Below are 17633 nucleotides of genomic sequence, written 5' to 3'. Positions count from 1 at the left end.
CGCAAAAAGACGGGGTAGCTCAATAAAAAAACCACCTCAAATAAATTGAAGTGGTCTGTATTGTGAGAAAATCTCAGTCGCTTATTAAGCTTCTTCAGATTTAACTTCTTCTTTCTTAGCAGCAGGAGCAGCTACAACTGGAGCGTCAGATACGATATCGAATTCGAAATTGTACTCAACGTTTCTGTGTAATCTGATGTTAGCTGTTACTTTACCAGTTCTCTTAATAGTGTTCCCTGGGATTTTGATGTATTTCTTCTCTACAGAAACTCCAGCTTTAGCAAGAGCAGCAGAAAGATCTGCATTGTTGATAGATCCGAATAATTTGTCACCAGAACCTACTTTTGCAGGAATAGTGATAGAAGTTTTCTTCAATTGCTCAACTACAGCGTTAGCAGCAGCGATTAATTTAGCTTCTTCTTCTTTTCTAGCTTCTAAAGTAGCTTCTAGAGCTGCTTTGTTTTTAGGTGTAGCTAAAAGTGCAATTCCTTGAGGAAGTAAAAAGTTTCTAGCATAACCTGGCTTTACGCTTACTGTATCAAACTCAAGTCCTAAGTTTTCTACGTCTTGTTTTAGGATGATATCCATTGTTGTTGTCCTTTTTTGGGATTTTAGAGTGATCTAAAATCAAGTTAGAATTAATTATTTATTCAGCAACAAAAGAAGAGGGAGACCTCTTCTTTTATTTATTTTTTGTCTTATTTCAATAAGTCAGCTACGTAAGGTAGTAAAGAAAGGTGTCTTGCTCTTTTGATAGCAGCAGAAACTTTTCTTTGGTATTTTAAAGAAGTTCCAGTGTATCTTCTTGGTAAGATTTTACCTTGCTCGTTTACAAATTGTAATAAGAAATCAGCATCTTTGTAGTCAACGTGCTTAATTCCGTATTTTTTGAATCTACAATATTTCTTTTCAGATTTTGTATTGATATCAAGCGGAGTAAGGAATTTTACTTCTGATTCTCCTCCTGCTGAGGCTTGTTTAGCCATTTCATCTATTGCCATGTCTTGTCTTTTTTAAAAAATAGGGTTAATAATTAAGCTTTAGCTGCTTTTACTTTAGCTCTTCTTGTTACAGCGTACTCAATAGCATGCTTGTCAAGTTTTGTAGTAAGGTAACGGATTACTCTTTCGTCACGCTTAAATGCTAATTCTAAATCAGCTACTACAGTACCTTCTCCTTTAAATTCGATTAAAGTATAGAACCCATTCTTTTTCAATTGGATAGGGTAAGCTAACTTTTTCAATCCCCAATTTTCTTTAGCAACGATTTCGCAGTTCTTTTCTTTGATAAGATCTACATACTTGTTCACTGCTTCCTCTACCTGTGCCTCAGATAGAACGGGAGTTAAAATGAAAACAGTTTCGTAATTGTTCATAATGTTAAAAAATTTGTTAATTATTTCGAGGTGCAAAAGTAGAAAATATATTTCTTATATACAAGAGTATTGAAGGAAAATGAGCAGAAATATCTTCTTGTTTAGTAACTGCTGCTTAAAATTTTTAAGTTGAAACATCTTAGAATTAATCTTTCTCTCTTAATTCCGTCAAAAAATTCACCTTCAAAACATCATACAAAGAATGTCTGCTTACAAGGATGGAAGCAATAGAAGATACCATTCCGGCAAGCATAAGATGGAATATTAATGAATGTCTATCCGTCATTTCAAGAACAATAATGGCTGAAGTAAATGGGGCTCTTGTAATTCCGGTAAGAAAAGCAACCATTCCGGCCAGAATCACTACATTGGTTTCGTTGGGGGTTAAATGAATAATTCCTGAAATAACAGAGCCAATACTTGCCCCTGCAGTAAGAGCCGGAGCAAAAATTCCACCAGCACCTCCTGAAGTGAAAGAAAGGGCAGGGCCCAGCATCCTTAGAATTGGAACATACCAGTCTTCGTGTTTATCTTTGGTAAATAGAACACGCTCCATGATTTCTTTTCCTGAACCCAGAATTTCTCTGTTGATGAAATAGGCGATTGAAGCAATAATTAAAGCACAAATAATCAGGAAAACGACATTAGCTTTATCTGTTTTCAGTTTTTTCTTCTTCCAGCTGTTGAGTTTAAGCATGATAACTGAAAGCTGACTGGCCAGAATTCCAGCCGTTGCCCCAACGAGAATGATTGGAAACATCACCATTAAAGAAACATCATTAGTCTTCGGATATCCCAGATATAAATAAGATCCTGCCAGCGTTTGTGCTGTAAGACCCGCAATTATTACCGCCGTAAACAAAGCTGTTTTAAAATAATTAATGTGGGTTTTAGACAACTCTTCCACCGCAAAAACAATTCCTCCAAGCGGCGTATTAAATGCTGCTGCAAGACCTGCTGCGGCTCCAGTCATAATCATGTTTTTCTTAGAGATCTTCGGCCACCATTCAGGAAGATATTCATTCACTTTTCTAAAAACAGAGCCTGCAATTTGAATCGTAGGGCCTTCACGTCCTACTGCACCTCCTCCGATGACCAGAATAACAGAGGATAGGATTTTAAAGAAAATGATTTTAATACTTAAAAGATTTCGGATTTTCCGATGCTCTTTAGGGTTGGCCAATTCTACAGCTGCCATCACCTGTGGAATACCACTTCCTTTAGCATTGGGAGCAAATTCTTTCACCAACCACCAAGAAAGGACAAATCCAATAGGAGCAATAATGAAAATCATCCATGCATGCCAGTCAAAAATAAAATTCATCAGATGTTCACCCCAGGCAAAGACCTGCGCATACATAACAGCAAAAAAACCTGTAATAACAGATCCTATCCAAAAAGGAATGGCCTGAAGAAGGTTATGCTTCAACTGTTCATTCCGGATATTATCGAAGGAATTTTTGAGGGATTTTTTGATGAGGGCGAAAATTTTCAGCATTTGGTAATTTAGAGGTGTAAAAATACGTGAATTTTGCAGAATTTATATTTCTTTCAGAAATTTTGAAACCATCTCAGCATTTTCAACGGTAAGTTCCTTGGGTAAACCGAAACTTATAATATCGTTTTTGACTACAAGTTTAAAATCTTCATCAGGAAAGAACTTTATTACGTCTTTTCTTCTGTTATCTAAAAATGACATGGTTTTGTACGGATCATTTCCAATCACATAAAAATCTTTAAAATCCTTATCGTCCTTAAAATTAATGTTAAAATGACTGAAAATTCCAGCTACTTTATCAGCGAGGCTTTTTTTATTGACGGAAATGAATCCAAAATCATTGTCGGTTTTTTTTAATCCCCAAATCTGCAGCGTATCAAGTTGCTTGTCAGCACGTGCTCCTCTGAAAGTAGTTCCCCCTTTATTGACAATAAAAAGATAAAAAGAATGGGCCTTATTCTTATCTGTTACAAAATAACAAATTTTAGGTGTAAATAATGGAGACAGATTATCTTGCTCCGATTTGAACTGGTTATAAGGAGAGTTTTCAATATCAATTACAGAAATATCATACATTTCAAAAAGCTTATCGTACACTTCAGAAATTAATTTCTCTTCTTCATTCGAAAAATCAAAAAGCTTGGTTGTCATATCTTAATTTAAGTTGGATTAGAGTAAATAGTTTGTTTTAAAATTAATACTAATAACTTAAACTGCCAAGGAAGTCGTTATAATATGAAATGAATTGATTTTGATTATTGATATATCATTAAATGTCAATTTTGTTTGAATTATTTTTAATATTAAAAATCAAATATTGTCAGTTTTTAGTAAAATAAAAGAAGTTTAAATCAAATAAAAAATCCCGACTTTCGTCAGGATCATATGTATTAAATGGATATAAATTTTAATTAATTTTTCTGAGCCATAAGATCTTCTATTTTCTTAATCATACTAGAACCATTGGTGTTTTGAGGGTTTAGCTCAAGAGATTTTTTATAATTTTTTAGCGCTAACGGATAGTTTTTAGCATTGAAATATCCCTCTCCCAGGCTATCGAAAGCGTTTCCGGATTGTGGATGTTCCTTTGCATTGAGTTCAAAAACTTTAATTGCTTCTTCAATTCTTGAATTTCCCATTAAAATATAACCAATATTATTCAACGTCCCGTCAAAATCCCACTTTGGATTTTTCGCCTTAATAGCATAGTAGTTTTTTTCTGCGTTTGGATTGTTATTTTGGGCAAACCCGGCAATAATAGATTCCTCAGAGATAGAATAAACATCGGTCAGGTTTTTATCAATGATGGCTGCAACATGATTAACAATATGATACTGTGCTGGGAAAAAATTATACCCGTTGGACATCATAATAATGGCCATGTTATTTTGTGGAAAAATCCTGTAAGCACTAACGTTTCCGCCGGAAAAACCATAAGACTTAATCTCATTCGCTTTACTGATCTCCCATCCATAAGCAAAAACATCTTTTTTGTTTCCATACTCAAACGGTTTCCACATCATTTCTTTTGTCTTTTGATTCAAAAAATCATTGTTACTGAGATGGCTGCTCCATTGTAAAAAAGCAGGAAGGGTAATGGCTAATCCATTTCCGGAATGGGATCTTACACCGTTATCAAATGGCGTTTTCTCGTATTGTTTTGTTTCATTGTTGAAGTTGTATTTCTGAACTCTGTTGGGAATCTGTTCAAGTGAATTTGATGAGAAATAGACTTGATTTTTTGTGTCTGAAAATTGATTGTTAATGATAAAATTATCAAAAGACTGTCCAGTAATCTTTTCGATAATCATGGTAAGGAGCATGTAATTCGTTTGATTATACCTGAATTCATTTCCCGTTTTGAATTCCATTTTTTCTTTGGAAAGACGTTCAATCACCTTTGCATTGGAATCACTCACTGGAATATCCTCAAAAGCGATAAAATTTGGAATTCCGGAAGAATGTGTCAATAGGTTTCTAACTTTTACGTCCTGCCATTCTTTGGGAAAATTTTCAACATATTTGGAGACGTTGTCCTCTAAAGATAACTTTCCCTGTTCGATCAGTTGAAAAATACCAACATTGGCAGCTAATTTTGAAGTAGAGTAGATTCTGAACATTGAGGTTGAACTCACTTTTTTAAGATCTTCAAGGTTTTCTGTACCGTAATATTGCTCAAAAATTACTTTGCCATCTTTTATAATTCCGAGAGCTAAACCAGGGATTTTATTGTTTTTCATGGCTTCTTTTACATAGCTGTCAATCATTTTAGACTGGTTGTTTTGCTGCGAAAAAGCCGTTGTGAAAATTTGTAATGCAAATGCTGCGAGAAGGATATGTTTCATTTGTTGATGATTCAGGGTTATGTTTTTTAGATAAGACAATTGAGCTGCCAGCTCTGTTACATGGTCTGTTGAATTTTTGTATAAAAGCTATGGGTTCCAACAAAAAAACCTCCGAAAAAATTCGAAGGTTTAGTATTTAAAATCAACAAAATTACTTATTGCTGATTACTCATTACTTATATTTCTGTGTTCAGATCCCAGTTTTCAAGGTAGTCGTGAACATGCTTCAGCATCATTCCTCCTAAAGATCCGTCTACCACTCTGTGGTCATAAGAGTGAGACATAAACATTAAGTTTCTGATTGCGATTACATCACCGTCAGCTGTTTCAAGAACTGCAGGCTTCTTAACGATCGCTCCGATGGCTAAAATAGCTACCTGAGGCTGTGGAATAATCGGTGTTCCCATAAGGTTTCCGAAGCTTCCTACGTTAGAGATTGTATACGTTGCACCCTGAGTGTCTTCTGGTCTTAATTTTTTGTTTCTTGCTCTGTACGCTAAGTCGTTGATTGCTTTTGCAAGGCCGGAAAGTGATAACTGATCTGCATTTTTAATAACAGGAACAATAAGGTTTCCGTCCGGAAGGGCAGTAGCCATACCGATGTTGATATTTTTCTTTTTGATGATGTTTTCACCATTAATAGAAACATTGATCATTGGGAAATCTTGGATTGCTTTTACAACAGCTTTCACGAAAATAGGCATAAACGTAAGTTTTTCACCTTCACGTTTTTCGAATACTGCTTTGTTTTTATTTCTCCATTTTACAACATTGGTAACGTCTGTTTCAATGAAAGAAGTAACGTGTGGAGCAATTTGTTTAGCTTTCACCATGTTTTCAGCGATGATCTTTCTCATTCTGTCCATAGGAATGATTTCATCACCTGCGCTTACCGGAACCGTAGCTGCAGGAGCAGATACTGCTGGTTTTGGAGTAGAAGCTGCCTGTACCGGAGCAGTCTGAGCTGGCTGGTTACCTCTGTTAGCAACATAAGCTAATATATCTTCTTTTGTAATTCTTCCTTCTAAACCGCTTCCTTTGATGGATTTCAGTTCAGTTTCAGAAATTTTTTCCTGTTGTGCAATAGATTTTACGAGTGGAGATAAATAAAGGTCTCCCGAGAATTCTACGTTTGAAGCAGCAGTTTGTAGAGGCTCTTCAATTGCTTTTAAAGTATTAGCATCTGGAGTCGCTGCCGGAGTTTCAGTTTTCACTTCCTCTGAAGCTGCGCCTTCTCCTTCAATTTCTAAAATAGCAATGGCTTCACCTACTTTTGCAACTTCATCTTTTTGCTTTAAAATTTTTACGATTTTCCCCGAAACTGGTGTCGGAACGTCTGAATCTACTTTATCTGTTGCAATTTCTACTACGGAGTCATCCTCCTTTACGTTATCACCTTCATTGAATAACCAAGTGATAATTGTCGCTTCCATAACACCTTCTCCCATGGAAGGAAGCAATAATTTGTATTCTGCCATTTTTGATTTTTAGATTTTGACAAATATATAAAAAAAATCGGTTTTTTTATGAAATATATAATCTTAGCTGAATTCAATATAAATATTTTCGCCTACATTCAATCCAAACAGGCTTTTGGCGCCGTTTTTCTTGCTTCCTTTATAGATGGAAAGCTCTAATAATTGACTATCATTGAAGATTGCAGCAGACTGCCCATGGAATTCTGTCTCCCTTTCCCAGTCTGAAACCACTTCTGTATGGCTGGAAAATACTCTTGAAAGGCTTAAATTCCTGAATTTTATGGTAAAACCGTTGTAACCTTTACTGATATTCTCGAAAAAATCTTTGTTGATATTTGAGATTATATTTCCGAAATTATCAATATAGGTAACTTCACCAATGATCATGCCTTCTGATTCATTGTATACAGCTCTTGGGAACATCAGCTGTTTTGCCGACTGTATTTTTCGTCCTATCACTTCAGGAAGTCCGCCATTGGCAAGGTGTACTGCTGCCGGTACAAAAATATCCGTAGAGGTAAAGTCGATGACATCATCAAAGCGGTTGTTCAGCGTGAGTTCATAGATCGCTTCCGGTTTAATATCAAAAAATATAAGGCTTAAAAGGCCGTTGTCTGCCGCCAGAAAGTAAGATCCATCAGCTTTATAGATGATATTCTTTCTTGATTTGTGGTAAAAACTGTCCACAGAAAGAATATGAATGCTTCCTTTAGGAAAATATTTATAAGCATTTCTTACAATATACGAAGTCTGTATAAGGTTGAATGCCTGGATGTCGTGGGTTATATCAATAATATTAACCTCAGGGTTTAGAGACAGAATTTTGCCTTTCACAGCGGCAACTCTGTAATCTAAATTTCCGAAATCCGAAGTAAGGGTAATAATTGACATGAGCAATTTCTAGAATAGTGTAGTATTGCAAAGTTATTTAAAATAAAAAGAATGCCCGAAAGATTGTTGAAAAGAATTTGACATAAATTGAAAAAAAGCTTTAATTTTAAAATCTAAAAATAAAAATACTGCATGTTTGAATTGACATATGATTTGGAAGATATCGATGCGAAAATCTTCTATGGAGTTAATAACCAATTTTTCAACTTAATAAAATCAAGCTTTCCGACCATTAAAATTACAGGAAGAGATCACGTTATCTTTGCCATGGGAAATCAGGAAGCTTTAGACATACTGAAGCAAAAACTGAATGATATTGTCAGTTTTATCTCCAAAAACAATTCAATAGGACTGAAAGATGTCGAAAATATATTGAATATTAAAGACGAAAACGAGAAACAACTGGTATTCGATCAGGATATTATCGTAAAGGGAGTTAACGGGAAAATTATTAAAGCGAAGACAACCAACCTTAAAAAACTGGTAAAGGAAACTGAGAAAAAGGACATGGTTTTTGCCATTGGGCCGGCAGGTACCGGAAAAACATATACCAGTGTAGCATTGGCAGCAAGAGCTTTGAGAGATAAAGAAGTGAAAAGAATTATCCTGACAAGACCAGCTGTAGAAGCAGGGGAGAGTCTGGGATTCCTTCCTGGTGATCTTAAAGAGAAGCTGGATCCGTATTTACAGCCTTTATATGATGCGCTTCGTGATATGATTCCTCATGAAAAGCTGGAAGGGTTTATGGAGAAAAAAGTAATTGAAGTAGCTCCTTTGGCTTTTATGAGAGGACGTACGCTGGATGATGCTTTTGTGATTCTTGATGAAGCACAGAATACGACGCATGCGCAGATGAAAATGTTCCTTACCAGAATGGGTATGAATGCCAAGTTCATTATCACTGGAGATCCAAGCCAGATTGACCTTCCGAAAAATCAACAGTCCGGGCTGAAAGAAGCAATGAGGATTTTAAATGGGGTAAAAGAAATTGGTTTTGTGCATCTTACAGAGGAAGATGTAGTAAGACACCCTGTGGTAAGAAAGATTATCCTTGCTTACAATGATGAAGATAAAAGAGTGAGAAATGACTAGATCTGAATGAGTAAAAGTTTCTATTAACCTTTTATTAACCTTGAATTGTTTGGTTAAAATTTGTTAATTTGAAAAAAATAATTAGTTTTGCAATCCTTAAATGTAAAAACTAATTAAACATGAAAAAACTTTTACTAGTTGCAGCGGTTGCCGTTATGGGAATTTCTGCCAACGCACAAGAATTTCGATTTGGTCCAAAAGCCGGATACTCTTACTCTACAATTAAATTAAAAGGTGACGGACAGTCTGAAACTTCAGATCCTGTACATACATTTTATATTGGTGGTATCGCTGAATATAAACTGAGTGATAAATTTGCTCTTCAGGGAGAACTTCTATACTCTCCACTAGGAGGAAAAATAAATGTAGCTGAAGCTGATCCGGAAGATCCGACTACTTTTTTAAATGTAAAAGCAAAGCAGACTTACCACACTTTATTAGTGCCTATTTCTGCTAAGTACTTTATCACTGAAGGATTGTCTGTTTCTGCGGGAGCAAGCTTCGGAGTGATTCTTTCTGCAAAGCAAAAGCTTACTGCTGATTTTGGATTCGGAATTCCTGGATTCGAGATTGATGCTAATGACGAAAGAGATATCAAAGATCAAATGAATACTTTGAATATCGCTCCATTCCTTGGTGCTGAATATGCACTGGAAAACGGATTGTTCTTTGATGCAAGATATAACCTTGGTGTTTCTAACCTTGGTAAACATGCAGAGGGGAATGAAAAGTTGACTAACAGTTTTGCACAAGTGGGTGTAGGGTTTAAATTCGGAGGAAACTAATTCTGAAAATCTTATCCAGAAATAATAGAAAAGCAGGACAATTTTTGTTCTGCTTTTTCATTGTGTAGTATTTCATTCATGTAAATTCTCTATATGATGAAAAATAATTAGTATTTTTGCGCCGTAATTCAAAGCTACTAAAAAAATGAAAAAACTATTATTACTAGGTGCTTTTGCACTTTTAGGAGGTGCTGCTCAAGCGCAGGAAGGTTTTAAAATTGGTGGACATATTGGTGTTCCCGTATCTGATGCAAGTGATGTATCTTCGTTTACATTAGGAGTAGATGCAGCTTATATGTGGAATATTGCTAAAGGTCTTGATCTTGGGGTAACCACAGGATATTCTCATTTCTTCGGAAAAGATCATTTTGATGATTTTGGTTTTGTTCCGGTAGCAGTTTCCGGAAAATATAGATTCTCTGGAGCACCTATCTTTGTTGGTTTAGACTTAGGGTACGGTATTTCTACAAAAGATGGAGTAGATGGAGGTTTCTATGCACAGCCTAAATTTGGATATCAAATGTCTAAAGGAGAGTTGTACATCGGGTACCAATCTATCAGCAACAAGCGTGACCTTCCAGGATGGGGAAGCTATAGCTGGAATGTAGGAGCTGTTAACCTTGGTTATAACTTCTTTATTAAATAAGAAAGCAATTGCATATTGAGAACTCCGGCCGAAGGCCGGAGTTTTTTTGATAGCTTATAAATACACTGTACGGATCTGTTCTCAGAAAGGTTTGATATAACACGCGTACAACGATTAGAAAATGGTGAAAATACTATTGAATATAAACAAATGTTTAAATTTTAAGAGATAATAACTTAAATATTAGTATTTTAGGTTAATTAAATTTGGCATTTTCCCTGAATTCATGGGGTTTTAGAAAAAAATGAAAAATTTAAAAAGCTAAATATATTTAGCTCTGATTGAAAAAAAGTTATTTTTTTATTCATAATATTGTGAAAAACCTAATAAGTTCTCATAAGTAGGATTTATTCTTACAAAACCCTAAATTTTAACAATGATATTAATCACATTAACAAATTTTAATATTAGTGGGTGCCACTGTAAATTTGCCCTCAGAAAGTATTAAAATTTTTTAAAATGAAAAAAATATTATTAGCGGGTGCAGTTGCACTTTTCGGTTTATCAAATGCTCAGATTGCAAAAGGAACTACATATTTATCTGGATCTGTTGGTTATTCTCAAGTAGAATCTAACAATGGTAACGATAAAAAAGAAAACTTCAACGTATTACCTACAGTTGGATATTTCGTAAACACTAACTTAGCAGTTGGATTAGGAATTGGATACCAAACTGAAAAGAACACTGTATCTACTACTACAACTTTAGGAAACGCTACAATCGTAAACGAGAGCGTAGTTAAAACTCCAGCATTCGTTGTTGCTCCATTCGTAAGAAAATATTGGACTTTATCTGACAAGTTATATTTCTTCGGACAATTAGCAGTGCCAATGCAGTTCGGAAAAACTGAAACTGAAACTAGCTCTGTAGCTACTTCTGGAAACACTGTTGTTTCAAACTCTACATCTACTGAAGCTAAATACACTAAAATTGGTGTAACTGTTAAGCCAGGTTTAGATTATTTCTTAAACAAAAACTGGTCTATCGAAGCTACTATCGGTGAGTTCGGTTATAGCAACTACAAGCCAAAAGATGGTGATGCTACAAACAACTATAACTTCGGATTGAATTTATCTTCTGTAACTTTCGGAGTTAAATATGTATTTGCAAAATAATAAACAAAGCATATAGCAAGAAAGCCCTGAGAAAACCTTAGGGCTTTTTTCTATATAAAAACTAATATAAAAACCATGAAAAAAATAGTATTGATGGGTGCTGTTGCGCTCTTCGGATTATCAAACGCACAGATTGCAAAAGGAACGTCTTACCTTTCAGGACAGGTAGAGTATAATCACAGTGAAAATAACGAATATTATAACAGCAGTAAAAAGGATGATATTGTCAAAATCATTCCTACAGCAGGGTATTTTGTGACTACTAATTTAGCCGTAGGGTTAGGTGCAGGATATAAAAGTGCTGTTACAAAGTATGATGTAAAAGGGGATTTCTTCAGTAACGCACTGGAAATAAAAGAGATCACTAATGCATTTGTAGTAGCTCCATTCGTGAGAAAATACTGGACTTTATCTGATAAGTTATATATCTTCGGACAACTGCAGGTTCCAATGGAATTTGGTCAGGAAAAGCTGGAATCAAACAGTGAAATCTTCATGGGGGATCCTCTTCTTGCTCCTTCATTTTCAAGAAAAAATAACTACACCAATATTGGCGTGAATATCAAACCGGGATTAGATTATTTTGTCAGTAAAAACTGGTCTATTGAAGCTACAATAGGGGAGTTTGGGTACAATACTTACAAAAAGGATATTGACGGCGCTAAAAGAAATAATAGCTACAAATTTGATCTCAATTTGGCCGCAGTTACTTTTGGAGTAAAATATGTATTTGCAAAATAATAAACAAAATATATACATTAGACGGTGGAAAGCTATCTCAGGCTTTTTAAGTGTAAAAACTAATTAATATAATAATCATGAAAAAAATCTTATTGGCATCTGCAATTGCTTTATTTGCAGGTCTGAATGCGCAAAAAACTACATTTGGTGTAAAAGCTGGTTACGCTTTATCAAAATTGAATTCCAGTGAGGGCGATTTTGAATTTGGTGGATTCGAAGCAAGTTTAAAATCCAAATCAGGGTTTTATATCGGAGGCTTGGTTGAGCATAAATTCAATAATAAGTTTGCTGTTCAGGGAGAGGTAGAATATGCCAATCTTGGAGGAAAAGCTGAAGTTGGAATACCGGGTACAGGTATTACCTTAACTGAAAAGATGAACCTTAACAGAATTGTTATTCCTGTATCTGCAAGATATTATGCAACTCCGGAACTGGGAATTTATGCAGGTCCATATGTGAGCTTTAAAACGAATAATAAAGCAAAATTTGAAGTTAGTGGTCCTAATGCTGGTATGGTAGATCCTTCCGGACTTAAAGAAGGAGAACGCTATTTGGAAAGAGAGCTGAATGATGGTTTAAAATCTACAGATTTCGGTTTATTCTTAGGAGCTGATTACAATATTCATAAAGGATTATTCGTAGATGCACGCTATAGCTTTGGTCTTAGCAATATGATCAAAAATCCTGTAGACGGAGAAACATTAAAAATGAATTTCTTCCAGTTAGGAATAGGGTACAAGTTTAAATAAACAGATCCTCATATAAAAATAAAAAACTCTCAGAATTTCTGAGAGTTTTTTTATGAATGATTTTGTCTTTCTTATTTTCCAAACATTCCGCCCATTCCAGGCATATTTGGCATTTTGCTCATCATCTGCATCATTTGCTTTCCTTGAGGCCCCTGCATCATCTTCATCATTTTACCCATTTGATCGAATTGTTTCATCAGTTGATTTACGTCTTCTACCTTTCTTCCGGCACCTTTAGCAATTCTTCCTTTTCTCTGAGTATTGATAATAGAAGGTCTTCTTCTTTCTTCAGGAGTCATAGAGTAGATAATCGCTTCAATGTGCTTGAATGCATCATCACTGATTTCTACATCTTTGATTGCTTTTCCAACTCCGGGAATCATTCCCATCAAGTCCTTCATGTTACCCATCTTCTTGATCTGATTGATCTGCTTAAGGAAATCATCAAAACCGAATTCGTTTTTAGCAATTTTCTTGTGAAGTTTTTTTGCTTCTTCTTCGTCAAATTGTTCCTGAGCTCTTTCTACTAAGGAAACAACATCTCCCATTCCCAGGATTCTGTCTGCCATCCTTTCCGGGTAGAAAAGATCTAAAGCTTCCATTTTTTCTCCTGTAGAGATAAATTTGATTGGTTTTTCAACCACAGAACGGATCGTTAATGCAGCACCCCCTCTGGTATCACCATCTAATTTTGTTAAAACAACCCCGTCAAAGTTCAATGCATCGTTGAATGCTTTTGCTGTATTTACAGCATCCTGACCTGTCATTGAGTCAACAACAAATAGGGTTTCATTTGGTTTAATGAAGTAATGAACAGATTTGATCTCGTTCATCATCTGCTCATCAATCGCTAAACGACCAGCGGTATCCACGATGACAACATCATGACCGTTTGCTTTTGCAAAATTGATCGCATTTTCAGCAATGGTAGATGGGTTTGTAGAACCTTCTTCAGTAAAAACAGGAACATTAATCTGTCCTCCTAATACTTTCAGCTGGTCAATTGCTGCAGGACGGTAAACGTCGCAGGCTACCAATAAAGGTTTTTTATTTCTTTTTGTTTGTAAATAATTAGCTAGTTTTCCTGAGAAAGTAGTCTTACCAGACCCCTGAAGACCTGCAATAAGGATTACAGACGGCTTTCCTGAAAGATTGATCCCCTCTTGAGAACCTCCCATCAGGTCTACCAATTCATCATGAACAATTTTGGTCATCAACTGTCCTGGAGTAAGGGACGTAAGAACGTTCTCTCCTAATGCTTTATCCTGAACTCTTTTAGTAAGATCTTTTGCAACTTTATAGTTAACGTCGGCATCCACCAATGCTCTACGGATTTCCTTTACGGTTTCCGCTACATTGATTTCTGTAATTTTTCCTCTCCCGGAAATATTATGTAATGCCTTGTCTAATTTATCCTGTAAACTATTAAACATATTTATTGTAAATTATAGGTTTGCAAAAATAAGGAATTTTTAGCATATCTAAAGTGTCCGGGACGTAATATTATATATATAAGAAAAAATGATATATATCAAACCTTATCATAATACGATAGAAAAAGTCTATTTTTGCGTTCAATTAAAATTTAGAATGAAAATTAATCCCAATATTCTTGTTGTCATTTTATTCTTCCTGACGTTTCTGGTGCACTTTTCCCTTTGGAAATTTGTTTTTCACCTGGATGAAATTGTGATCATAAAATTTTATCTTTTTCTGAGCGTCATGTTTATGATGATGATCACTCTTGTAATTTTAATTAATAGAGTAGCGCCGGAATTTTTAGGATTGTCTGTCATTGGTTTGATTCTTTTAAAATTCGGTTTAATGTACTTAATCAGAAAGAAACTGAACTTTGAAGTGATTCCAGGCTATAAATTTCATTTTATTATTCCCTATTTTGTCCTGACAGCCCTGCTTACATACTATGCCATCAAGCTGATTAATCATGATAAAAAACAGTAAAATAATTTATTGAAACTAGAAAAAATATCATATTTTTGCACAACGAAAAAAACCTATCAATGTTTAAGAAATTCGCAGTTTTATTCTACAGTATTTTTGTATTAAACTTAGTGTCTGCACAGCACGGAGAGGCTACTGCTGGCGCAGCTCCTGCTCAAGAGCTTTCAGAGAAAGACAAAGTGAGCAAAGAAAACAAAGAGTTCATCGATCATCACTTGTTGGATGCACATGATTTCACATTGATGGTTGATAAAGATGGTCACCACATCGGTTTTCCTCTTCCTGTTATTGTATATGACAACGGTTTTCATGCTTTCATGAGTAACAAAGAAGGGTTTATGCACGGAGAGCCTACTGAAGTAGATGGTTCTTTTTATGTGTTGCACCACGAGAAAATCTATAAGACTGATGCAGCTGGAACTATTACTCTTGATGATCACGGTCACCCAACGAACGAAAAGCCAATGGATCTTTCTATTACAAAAAGTGTACTGATCATTTTATTAGTATCAATCTTTATGTTAGTATTATTCGGAGGTATGGCTAAGTCTTATAAAAAATCAGTTGTTCCTACAGGTGCTGCAAGATTTTTAGAGCCGCTAATCATTTTTGTAAGAGATGAAGTTGCTATTCCAAACATCGGACACAAGTATAAGAGATTTATGGGTTATTTATTAACTGTATTCTTCTTTATTCTTTTCCTTAACGTTTTAGGATTGATGCCTTTCGGAATCAATGTTACAGGTAATATTACCATGACATTCTTCCTTGCGATCCTTACTTATTTGATTACAACGTTTTCAGCTAATAAAGATTACTGGAAACACATCTTCTGGATGCCAGGAGTACCGGTTCCAATGAAGTTGATCATGCTTCCTATCGAATTATTAGGAACAATCACTAAGCCGTTCGCATTGATGATCCGACTTTTTGCCAACATGACGGCAGGTCACATTGTAGTAATGAGTTTGATCGGATTGATCTACGTATTCAAAAATTTCATCGCAGGTGTTGCATTCCCATTTCTAACGTTAGTAATTTATTTACTAGAAGTATTGGTAGCATTCCTACAGGCTTATATCTTTACTATGTTATCAGCCCTGTTTATCGGAATGGCAGTACAAGAGCACGAACATGAACATCATGCAGCTCATTAATTGAAATTATAAATTAAAGTAAAACAAATTTTTTAAAATTATATATTATGGAAATCCCTAAAATTGTAGGTGCTGGTATCGTAGTACTAGGTGTAGGTATCGGTCTTGGTAAAATCGGAGCTGCTGCTCTTGAAGCTATCGCTAGACAACCTGAGCAATCTGGAAAAATCCAAACAGCTATGCTTATCGCAGCTGCACTTGTAGAAGGTGTTGCGTTTGCTGCTCTATTCGCAGTAAACTAATTAAAATCAGACCATTATCTGTGACGGTTGGTTACAGATAATGGTTCTTTAAAAAAGTAATAATTATTTATACATTTATATAATGGAATTAATTCATCAGTTTTCATCAGGATTATTTATTATCCAGTCTGTAATTTTTCTAGCATTATTATTTTTGTTAGGTAAATTCGCTTGGAAACCTATTTTAACGTCTATCAATGACAGAGAAACATCTATTGTTGACGCTCTTAATCAAGCTAAATTAGCTAGAAAAGAAATGGAAACTTTAAAAGAGGATAACGAAAGAATCATTCGTGAAGCTAAAATCGAAAGAGATGCTATCCTTAAAGAAGCTAGAGAAATTAAAGACAGAATCGTAGGGGAAGCTAAAGATGTTGCTAAAGCTGAAGGAGACAAAATGATCGAAGCTGCTAAACAGACTATCAATGCTGAGAAAAATGCTGCTATGGCAGATATCAAAACTCAAATTGGTACTTTATCTGTAAACATTGCTGAGTCTATCTTGAAACAAAAATTAGACAACAGCGAAGCTCAAAACGAATTAGTTCAAAATTATTTAAACAAATCAAACCTTAACTAAGAATGCTTACATCTAAAGTAGCTAAAAGATACGCACAAGGTTTACTTGATTTCACAAACGAGTCAGGTCAAACGGCTACTGTATTTTCTGAAATGAAAGATGTAGTAAAGATCATGAAAGAGTCTGCGGACTTAAATAAATTTTTCATGACTCCTTACATCGATTCTAAAAAGAAAATAGAAGTAGCAAACGAAATTTTCAAAGGTTTATCTGTTTCTTCTCAGAACCTGATTAAATTGGTCATTAAACACGGACGTGAAAGCCAATTGAAAAATATCGCTCAGGAATTCATCAATAAAGTAGAAGACCTTAGTGGTGTACAGAGAGTAACGCTTACTACAGCAACTCCGCTTTCAAAAGAAAACCTTGATCAGATTTTAAGATCTACCAATCTTGTAAATGCTGATTCAAATTTTGATCTGAAAGTAAATGTGAAGCCTGAAATTCTTGGAGGATATGTTCTAAGAGTAGGTGACCAGCAGGTAGACGCGTCTGTGAAGACAAAACTGAACCAAGTTAAAAAAGATTTTCAATTGAACTAATATGAAGAAGGTCTTATATATATCAATGCTAGCTTTTTCTTGCATCGCTTTTGGTCAAAAGATAAAAGTTAAAAAAGATAAAGTTTTTGTTGATGATAAGGAAACCTATCATATTGAAACTAATGATTATAACTTTATACTGTCTGATCTGAAAGATAACGAAATTGTTTCCGTTCTTGGATCTACTTACGAGGTTCCCAAAACACCTCCAATTTATAAGAATGAATCTCCTTATTGGACTAAACTGATTTATAAGGTAAGATTCTTGAAGAGCAATAAAGAGGTTATTACAGACCTATCAGATAAAGATATTATTAAAAACATTTATAAGTCCGGAATATTTGATGAAAACGGTACAGCTGACGAAGCAAAAGTTGACCTTTTTGTCGCTAAATATTCTAACGAAGATCTAAAAATTAAACTTTTTAAATAAG

The 17633-nt window shown here is 34.9% G+C and carries 21 protein-coding genes; 12 read left to right on the top strand and 9 right to left on the bottom strand.

Translation table 11 applies throughout. The features are described from left to right. Positions 1 to 84: 84 nt before the first annotated feature. The 8 genes from rplI to ACM6F9_RS09900 form a co-directional block, all read right to left on the bottom strand. Positions 85 to 588: a 50S ribosomal protein L9 gene (gene rplI / locus ACM6F9_RS09935; protein ID WP_105701384.1), complete on the bottom strand. Its 504-nt coding sequence runs from the start codon at positions 586 to 588 to the stop codon at positions 85 to 87. 110 nt (positions 589 to 698) lie between these two features. Continuing rightward, positions 699 to 1001: a 30S ribosomal protein S18 gene (gene rpsR / locus ACM6F9_RS09930; protein WP_034706728.1), complete on the bottom strand. Its 303-nt coding sequence runs from the start codon at positions 999 to 1001 to the stop codon at positions 699 to 701. 32 nt (positions 1002 to 1033) lie between these two features. Beyond that, positions 1034 to 1375, bottom strand: coding sequence for a 30S ribosomal protein S6 (gene rpsF, locus ACM6F9_RS09925; RefSeq protein ID WP_105701385.1), 342 nt, complete (start codon positions 1373 to 1375; stop codon positions 1034 to 1036). 145 nt (positions 1376 to 1520) lie between these two features. Continuing rightward, a complete protein-coding gene (locus ACM6F9_RS09920; RefSeq protein WP_414845560.1) occupies positions 1521 to 2873 on the bottom strand; it encodes a chloride channel protein in 1353 nt (450 codons plus the stop codon). A 42-nt stretch (positions 2874 to 2915) separates the two neighbouring features. Continuing rightward, complete coding sequence (locus ACM6F9_RS09915) at positions 2916 to 3524, bottom strand: hypothetical protein (RefSeq protein ID WP_414845559.1); 609 nt, start codon at positions 3522 to 3524, stop codon at positions 2916 to 2918. Between the two features lie 260 nt (positions 3525 to 3784). Beyond that, a complete protein-coding gene (locus ACM6F9_RS09910; protein WP_414845558.1) occupies positions 3785 to 5218 on the bottom strand; it encodes a serine hydrolase in 1434 nt (477 codons plus the stop codon). 176 nt (positions 5219 to 5394) lie between these two features. Beyond that, positions 5395 to 6696, bottom strand: coding sequence for a dihydrolipoamide acetyltransferase family protein (locus tag ACM6F9_RS09905; protein ID WP_414845557.1), 1302 nt, complete (start codon positions 6694 to 6696; stop codon positions 5395 to 5397). A gap of 63 nt (positions 6697 to 6759) precedes the next feature. Next, complete coding sequence (locus ACM6F9_RS09900; protein WP_414845556.1) at positions 6760 to 7587, bottom strand: SAM hydrolase/SAM-dependent halogenase family protein; 828 nt, start codon at positions 7585 to 7587, stop codon at positions 6760 to 6762. Between the two features lie 132 nt (positions 7588 to 7719). On the opposite strand from ACM6F9_RS09900, the gene ACM6F9_RS09895 reads away from it, so the two are divergent. From ACM6F9_RS09895 to ACM6F9_RS09870, 6 genes are all read left to right on the top strand, one after another. Further along, a complete protein-coding gene (locus ACM6F9_RS09895; protein ID WP_105701391.1) occupies positions 7720 to 8679 on the top strand; it encodes a PhoH family protein in 960 nt (319 codons plus the stop codon). A gap of 119 nt (positions 8680 to 8798) precedes the next feature. Then, positions 8799 to 9464 (top strand): porin family protein, encoded by a 666-nt coding sequence (locus tag ACM6F9_RS09890; protein ID WP_414845555.1) that lies wholly within the window; start codon positions 8799 to 8801, stop codon positions 9462 to 9464. Between the two features lie 145 nt (positions 9465 to 9609). Next, positions 9610 to 10110, top strand: coding sequence for a hypothetical protein (locus ACM6F9_RS09885; RefSeq protein ID WP_414845554.1), 501 nt, complete (start codon positions 9610 to 9612; stop codon positions 10108 to 10110). A 459-nt stretch (positions 10111 to 10569) separates the two neighbouring features. Next, complete coding sequence (locus ACM6F9_RS09880; RefSeq protein ID WP_414845553.1) at positions 10570 to 11226, top strand: outer membrane beta-barrel protein; 657 nt, start codon at positions 10570 to 10572, stop codon at positions 11224 to 11226. Positions 11227 to 11301: 75 nt separating this feature from the next. After that, positions 11302 to 11967, top strand: coding sequence for an outer membrane beta-barrel protein (locus ACM6F9_RS09875; protein WP_414845552.1), 666 nt, complete (start codon positions 11302 to 11304; stop codon positions 11965 to 11967). A gap of 77 nt (positions 11968 to 12044) precedes the next feature. Beyond that, on the top strand, positions 12045 to 12716 hold the full coding sequence (locus ACM6F9_RS09870) for a porin family protein (RefSeq protein ID WP_414845551.1): 672 nt from the start codon (positions 12045 to 12047) through the stop codon (positions 12714 to 12716). 71 nt (positions 12717 to 12787) lie between these two features. Here the strand turns inward: ACM6F9_RS09870 and ffh are convergent, their stop codons facing one another. Continuing rightward, the gene (gene ffh / locus ACM6F9_RS09865) at positions 12788 to 14149 is read right to left on the bottom strand and encodes a signal recognition particle protein (protein ID WP_105701396.1); all 1362 of its coding nucleotides are present in this window, start codon (positions 14147 to 14149) and stop codon (positions 12788 to 12790) included. 157 nt (positions 14150 to 14306) lie between these two features. Between ffh and ACM6F9_RS09860 the strand changes: the two genes are divergently transcribed. From ACM6F9_RS09860 to ACM6F9_RS09835, 6 genes are all read left to right on the top strand, one after another. After that, positions 14307 to 14678 carry a hypothetical protein gene (locus ACM6F9_RS09860; protein WP_414845550.1) on the top strand — a complete coding sequence of 124 codons (372 nt, stop codon included), beginning with the start codon at positions 14307 to 14309 and terminating at the stop codon, positions 14676 to 14678. 59 nt (positions 14679 to 14737) lie between these two features. Next, positions 14738 to 15835: a F0F1 ATP synthase subunit A gene (atpB, locus tag ACM6F9_RS09855; protein WP_129040031.1), complete on the top strand. Its 1098-nt coding sequence runs from the start codon at positions 14738 to 14740 to the stop codon at positions 15833 to 15835. 47 nt (positions 15836 to 15882) lie between these two features. After that, positions 15883 to 16077, top strand: a complete 195-nt coding sequence (atpE, locus tag ACM6F9_RS09850) for an ATP synthase F0 subunit C (RefSeq protein WP_002979108.1) — start codon at positions 15883 to 15885, stop codon at positions 16075 to 16077. Positions 16078 to 16159: 82 nt separating this feature from the next. After that, positions 16160 to 16657 carry a F0F1 ATP synthase subunit B gene (locus ACM6F9_RS09845; protein ID WP_034695422.1) on the top strand — a complete coding sequence of 166 codons (498 nt, stop codon included), beginning with the start codon at positions 16160 to 16162 and terminating at the stop codon, positions 16655 to 16657. Between the two features lie 2 nt (positions 16658 to 16659). Further along, positions 16660 to 17199 (top strand): ATP synthase F1 subunit delta, encoded by a 540-nt coding sequence (atpH, locus tag ACM6F9_RS09840; protein ID WP_414845549.1) that lies wholly within the window; start codon positions 16660 to 16662, stop codon positions 17197 to 17199. A gap of 1 nt (position 17200) precedes the next feature. Beyond that, positions 17201 to 17632, top strand: coding sequence for a hypothetical protein (locus ACM6F9_RS09835; protein ID WP_414845548.1), 432 nt, complete (start codon positions 17201 to 17203; stop codon positions 17630 to 17632). Position 17633 lies beyond the last annotated feature (1 nt).

The organism is Chryseobacterium sp. IT-36CA2, from assembly GCF_949767875.1.
GTDB lineage: Bacteria > Bacteroidota > Bacteroidia > Flavobacteriales > Weeksellaceae > Chryseobacterium.
The sequence above is the reverse complement of the archived record's forward strand: the minus strand, read 5'-3'. Positions and strand labels throughout refer to the sequence as shown.

Bases quoted from the DNA above. Each gene is read 5' to 3' on its own strand.
- rplI (WP_105701384.1), bottom strand. From the start codon at position 588: ATGGATATCATCCTAAAACAAGACGTAGAAAACTTAGGACTTGAGTTT.
- rpsR (WP_034706728.1), bottom strand. From the start codon at position 1,001: ATGGCAATAGATGAAATGGCTAAACAAGCCTCAGCAGGAGGAGAATCA.
- rpsF (WP_105701385.1), bottom strand. From the start codon at position 1,375: ATGAACAATTACGAAACTGTTTTCATTTTAACTCCCGTTCTATCTGAG.
- ACM6F9_RS09920 (WP_414845560.1), bottom strand. From the start codon at position 2,873: ATGCTGAAAATTTTCGCCCTCATCAAAAAATCCCTCAAAAATTCCTTC.
- ACM6F9_RS09915 (WP_414845559.1), bottom strand. From the start codon at position 3,524: ATGACAACCAAGCTTTTTGATTTTTCGAATGAAGAAGAGAAATTAATT.
- ACM6F9_RS09910 (WP_414845558.1), bottom strand. From the start codon at position 5,218: ATGAAACATATCCTTCTCGCAGCATTTGCATTACAAATTTTCACAACG.
- ACM6F9_RS09905 (WP_414845557.1), bottom strand. From the start codon at position 6,696: ATGGCAGAATACAAATTATTGCTTCCTTCCATGGGAGAAGGTGTTATG.
- ACM6F9_RS09900 (WP_414845556.1), bottom strand. From the start codon at position 7,587: ATGTCAATTATTACCCTTACTTCGGATTTCGGAAATTTAGATTACAGA.
- ACM6F9_RS09895 (WP_105701391.1), top strand. From the start codon at position 7,720: ATGTTTGAATTGACATATGATTTGGAAGATATCGATGCGAAAATCTTC.
- ACM6F9_RS09890 (WP_414845555.1), top strand. From the start codon at position 8,799: ATGAAAAAACTTTTACTAGTTGCAGCGGTTGCCGTTATGGGAATTTCT.
- ACM6F9_RS09885 (WP_414845554.1), top strand. From the start codon at position 9,610: ATGAAAAAACTATTATTACTAGGTGCTTTTGCACTTTTAGGAGGTGCT.
- ACM6F9_RS09880 (WP_414845553.1), top strand. From the start codon at position 10,570: ATGAAAAAAATATTATTAGCGGGTGCAGTTGCACTTTTCGGTTTATCA.
- ACM6F9_RS09875 (WP_414845552.1), top strand. From the start codon at position 11,302: ATGAAAAAAATAGTATTGATGGGTGCTGTTGCGCTCTTCGGATTATCA.
- ACM6F9_RS09870 (WP_414845551.1), top strand. From the start codon at position 12,045: ATGAAAAAAATCTTATTGGCATCTGCAATTGCTTTATTTGCAGGTCTG.
- ffh (WP_105701396.1), bottom strand. From the start codon at position 14,149: ATGTTTAATAGTTTACAGGATAAATTAGACAAGGCATTACATAATATT.
- ACM6F9_RS09860 (WP_414845550.1), top strand. From the start codon at position 14,307: ATGAAAATTAATCCCAATATTCTTGTTGTCATTTTATTCTTCCTGACG.
- atpB (WP_129040031.1), top strand. From the start codon at position 14,738: ATGTTTAAGAAATTCGCAGTTTTATTCTACAGTATTTTTGTATTAAAC.
- atpE (WP_002979108.1), top strand. From the start codon at position 15,883: ATGGAAATCCCTAAAATTGTAGGTGCTGGTATCGTAGTACTAGGTGTA.
- ACM6F9_RS09845 (WP_034695422.1), top strand. From the start codon at position 16,160: ATGGAATTAATTCATCAGTTTTCATCAGGATTATTTATTATCCAGTCT.
- atpH (WP_414845549.1), top strand. From the start codon at position 16,660: ATGCTTACATCTAAAGTAGCTAAAAGATACGCACAAGGTTTACTTGAT.
- ACM6F9_RS09835 (WP_414845548.1), top strand. From the start codon at position 17,201: ATGAAGAAGGTCTTATATATATCAATGCTAGCTTTTTCTTGCATCGCT.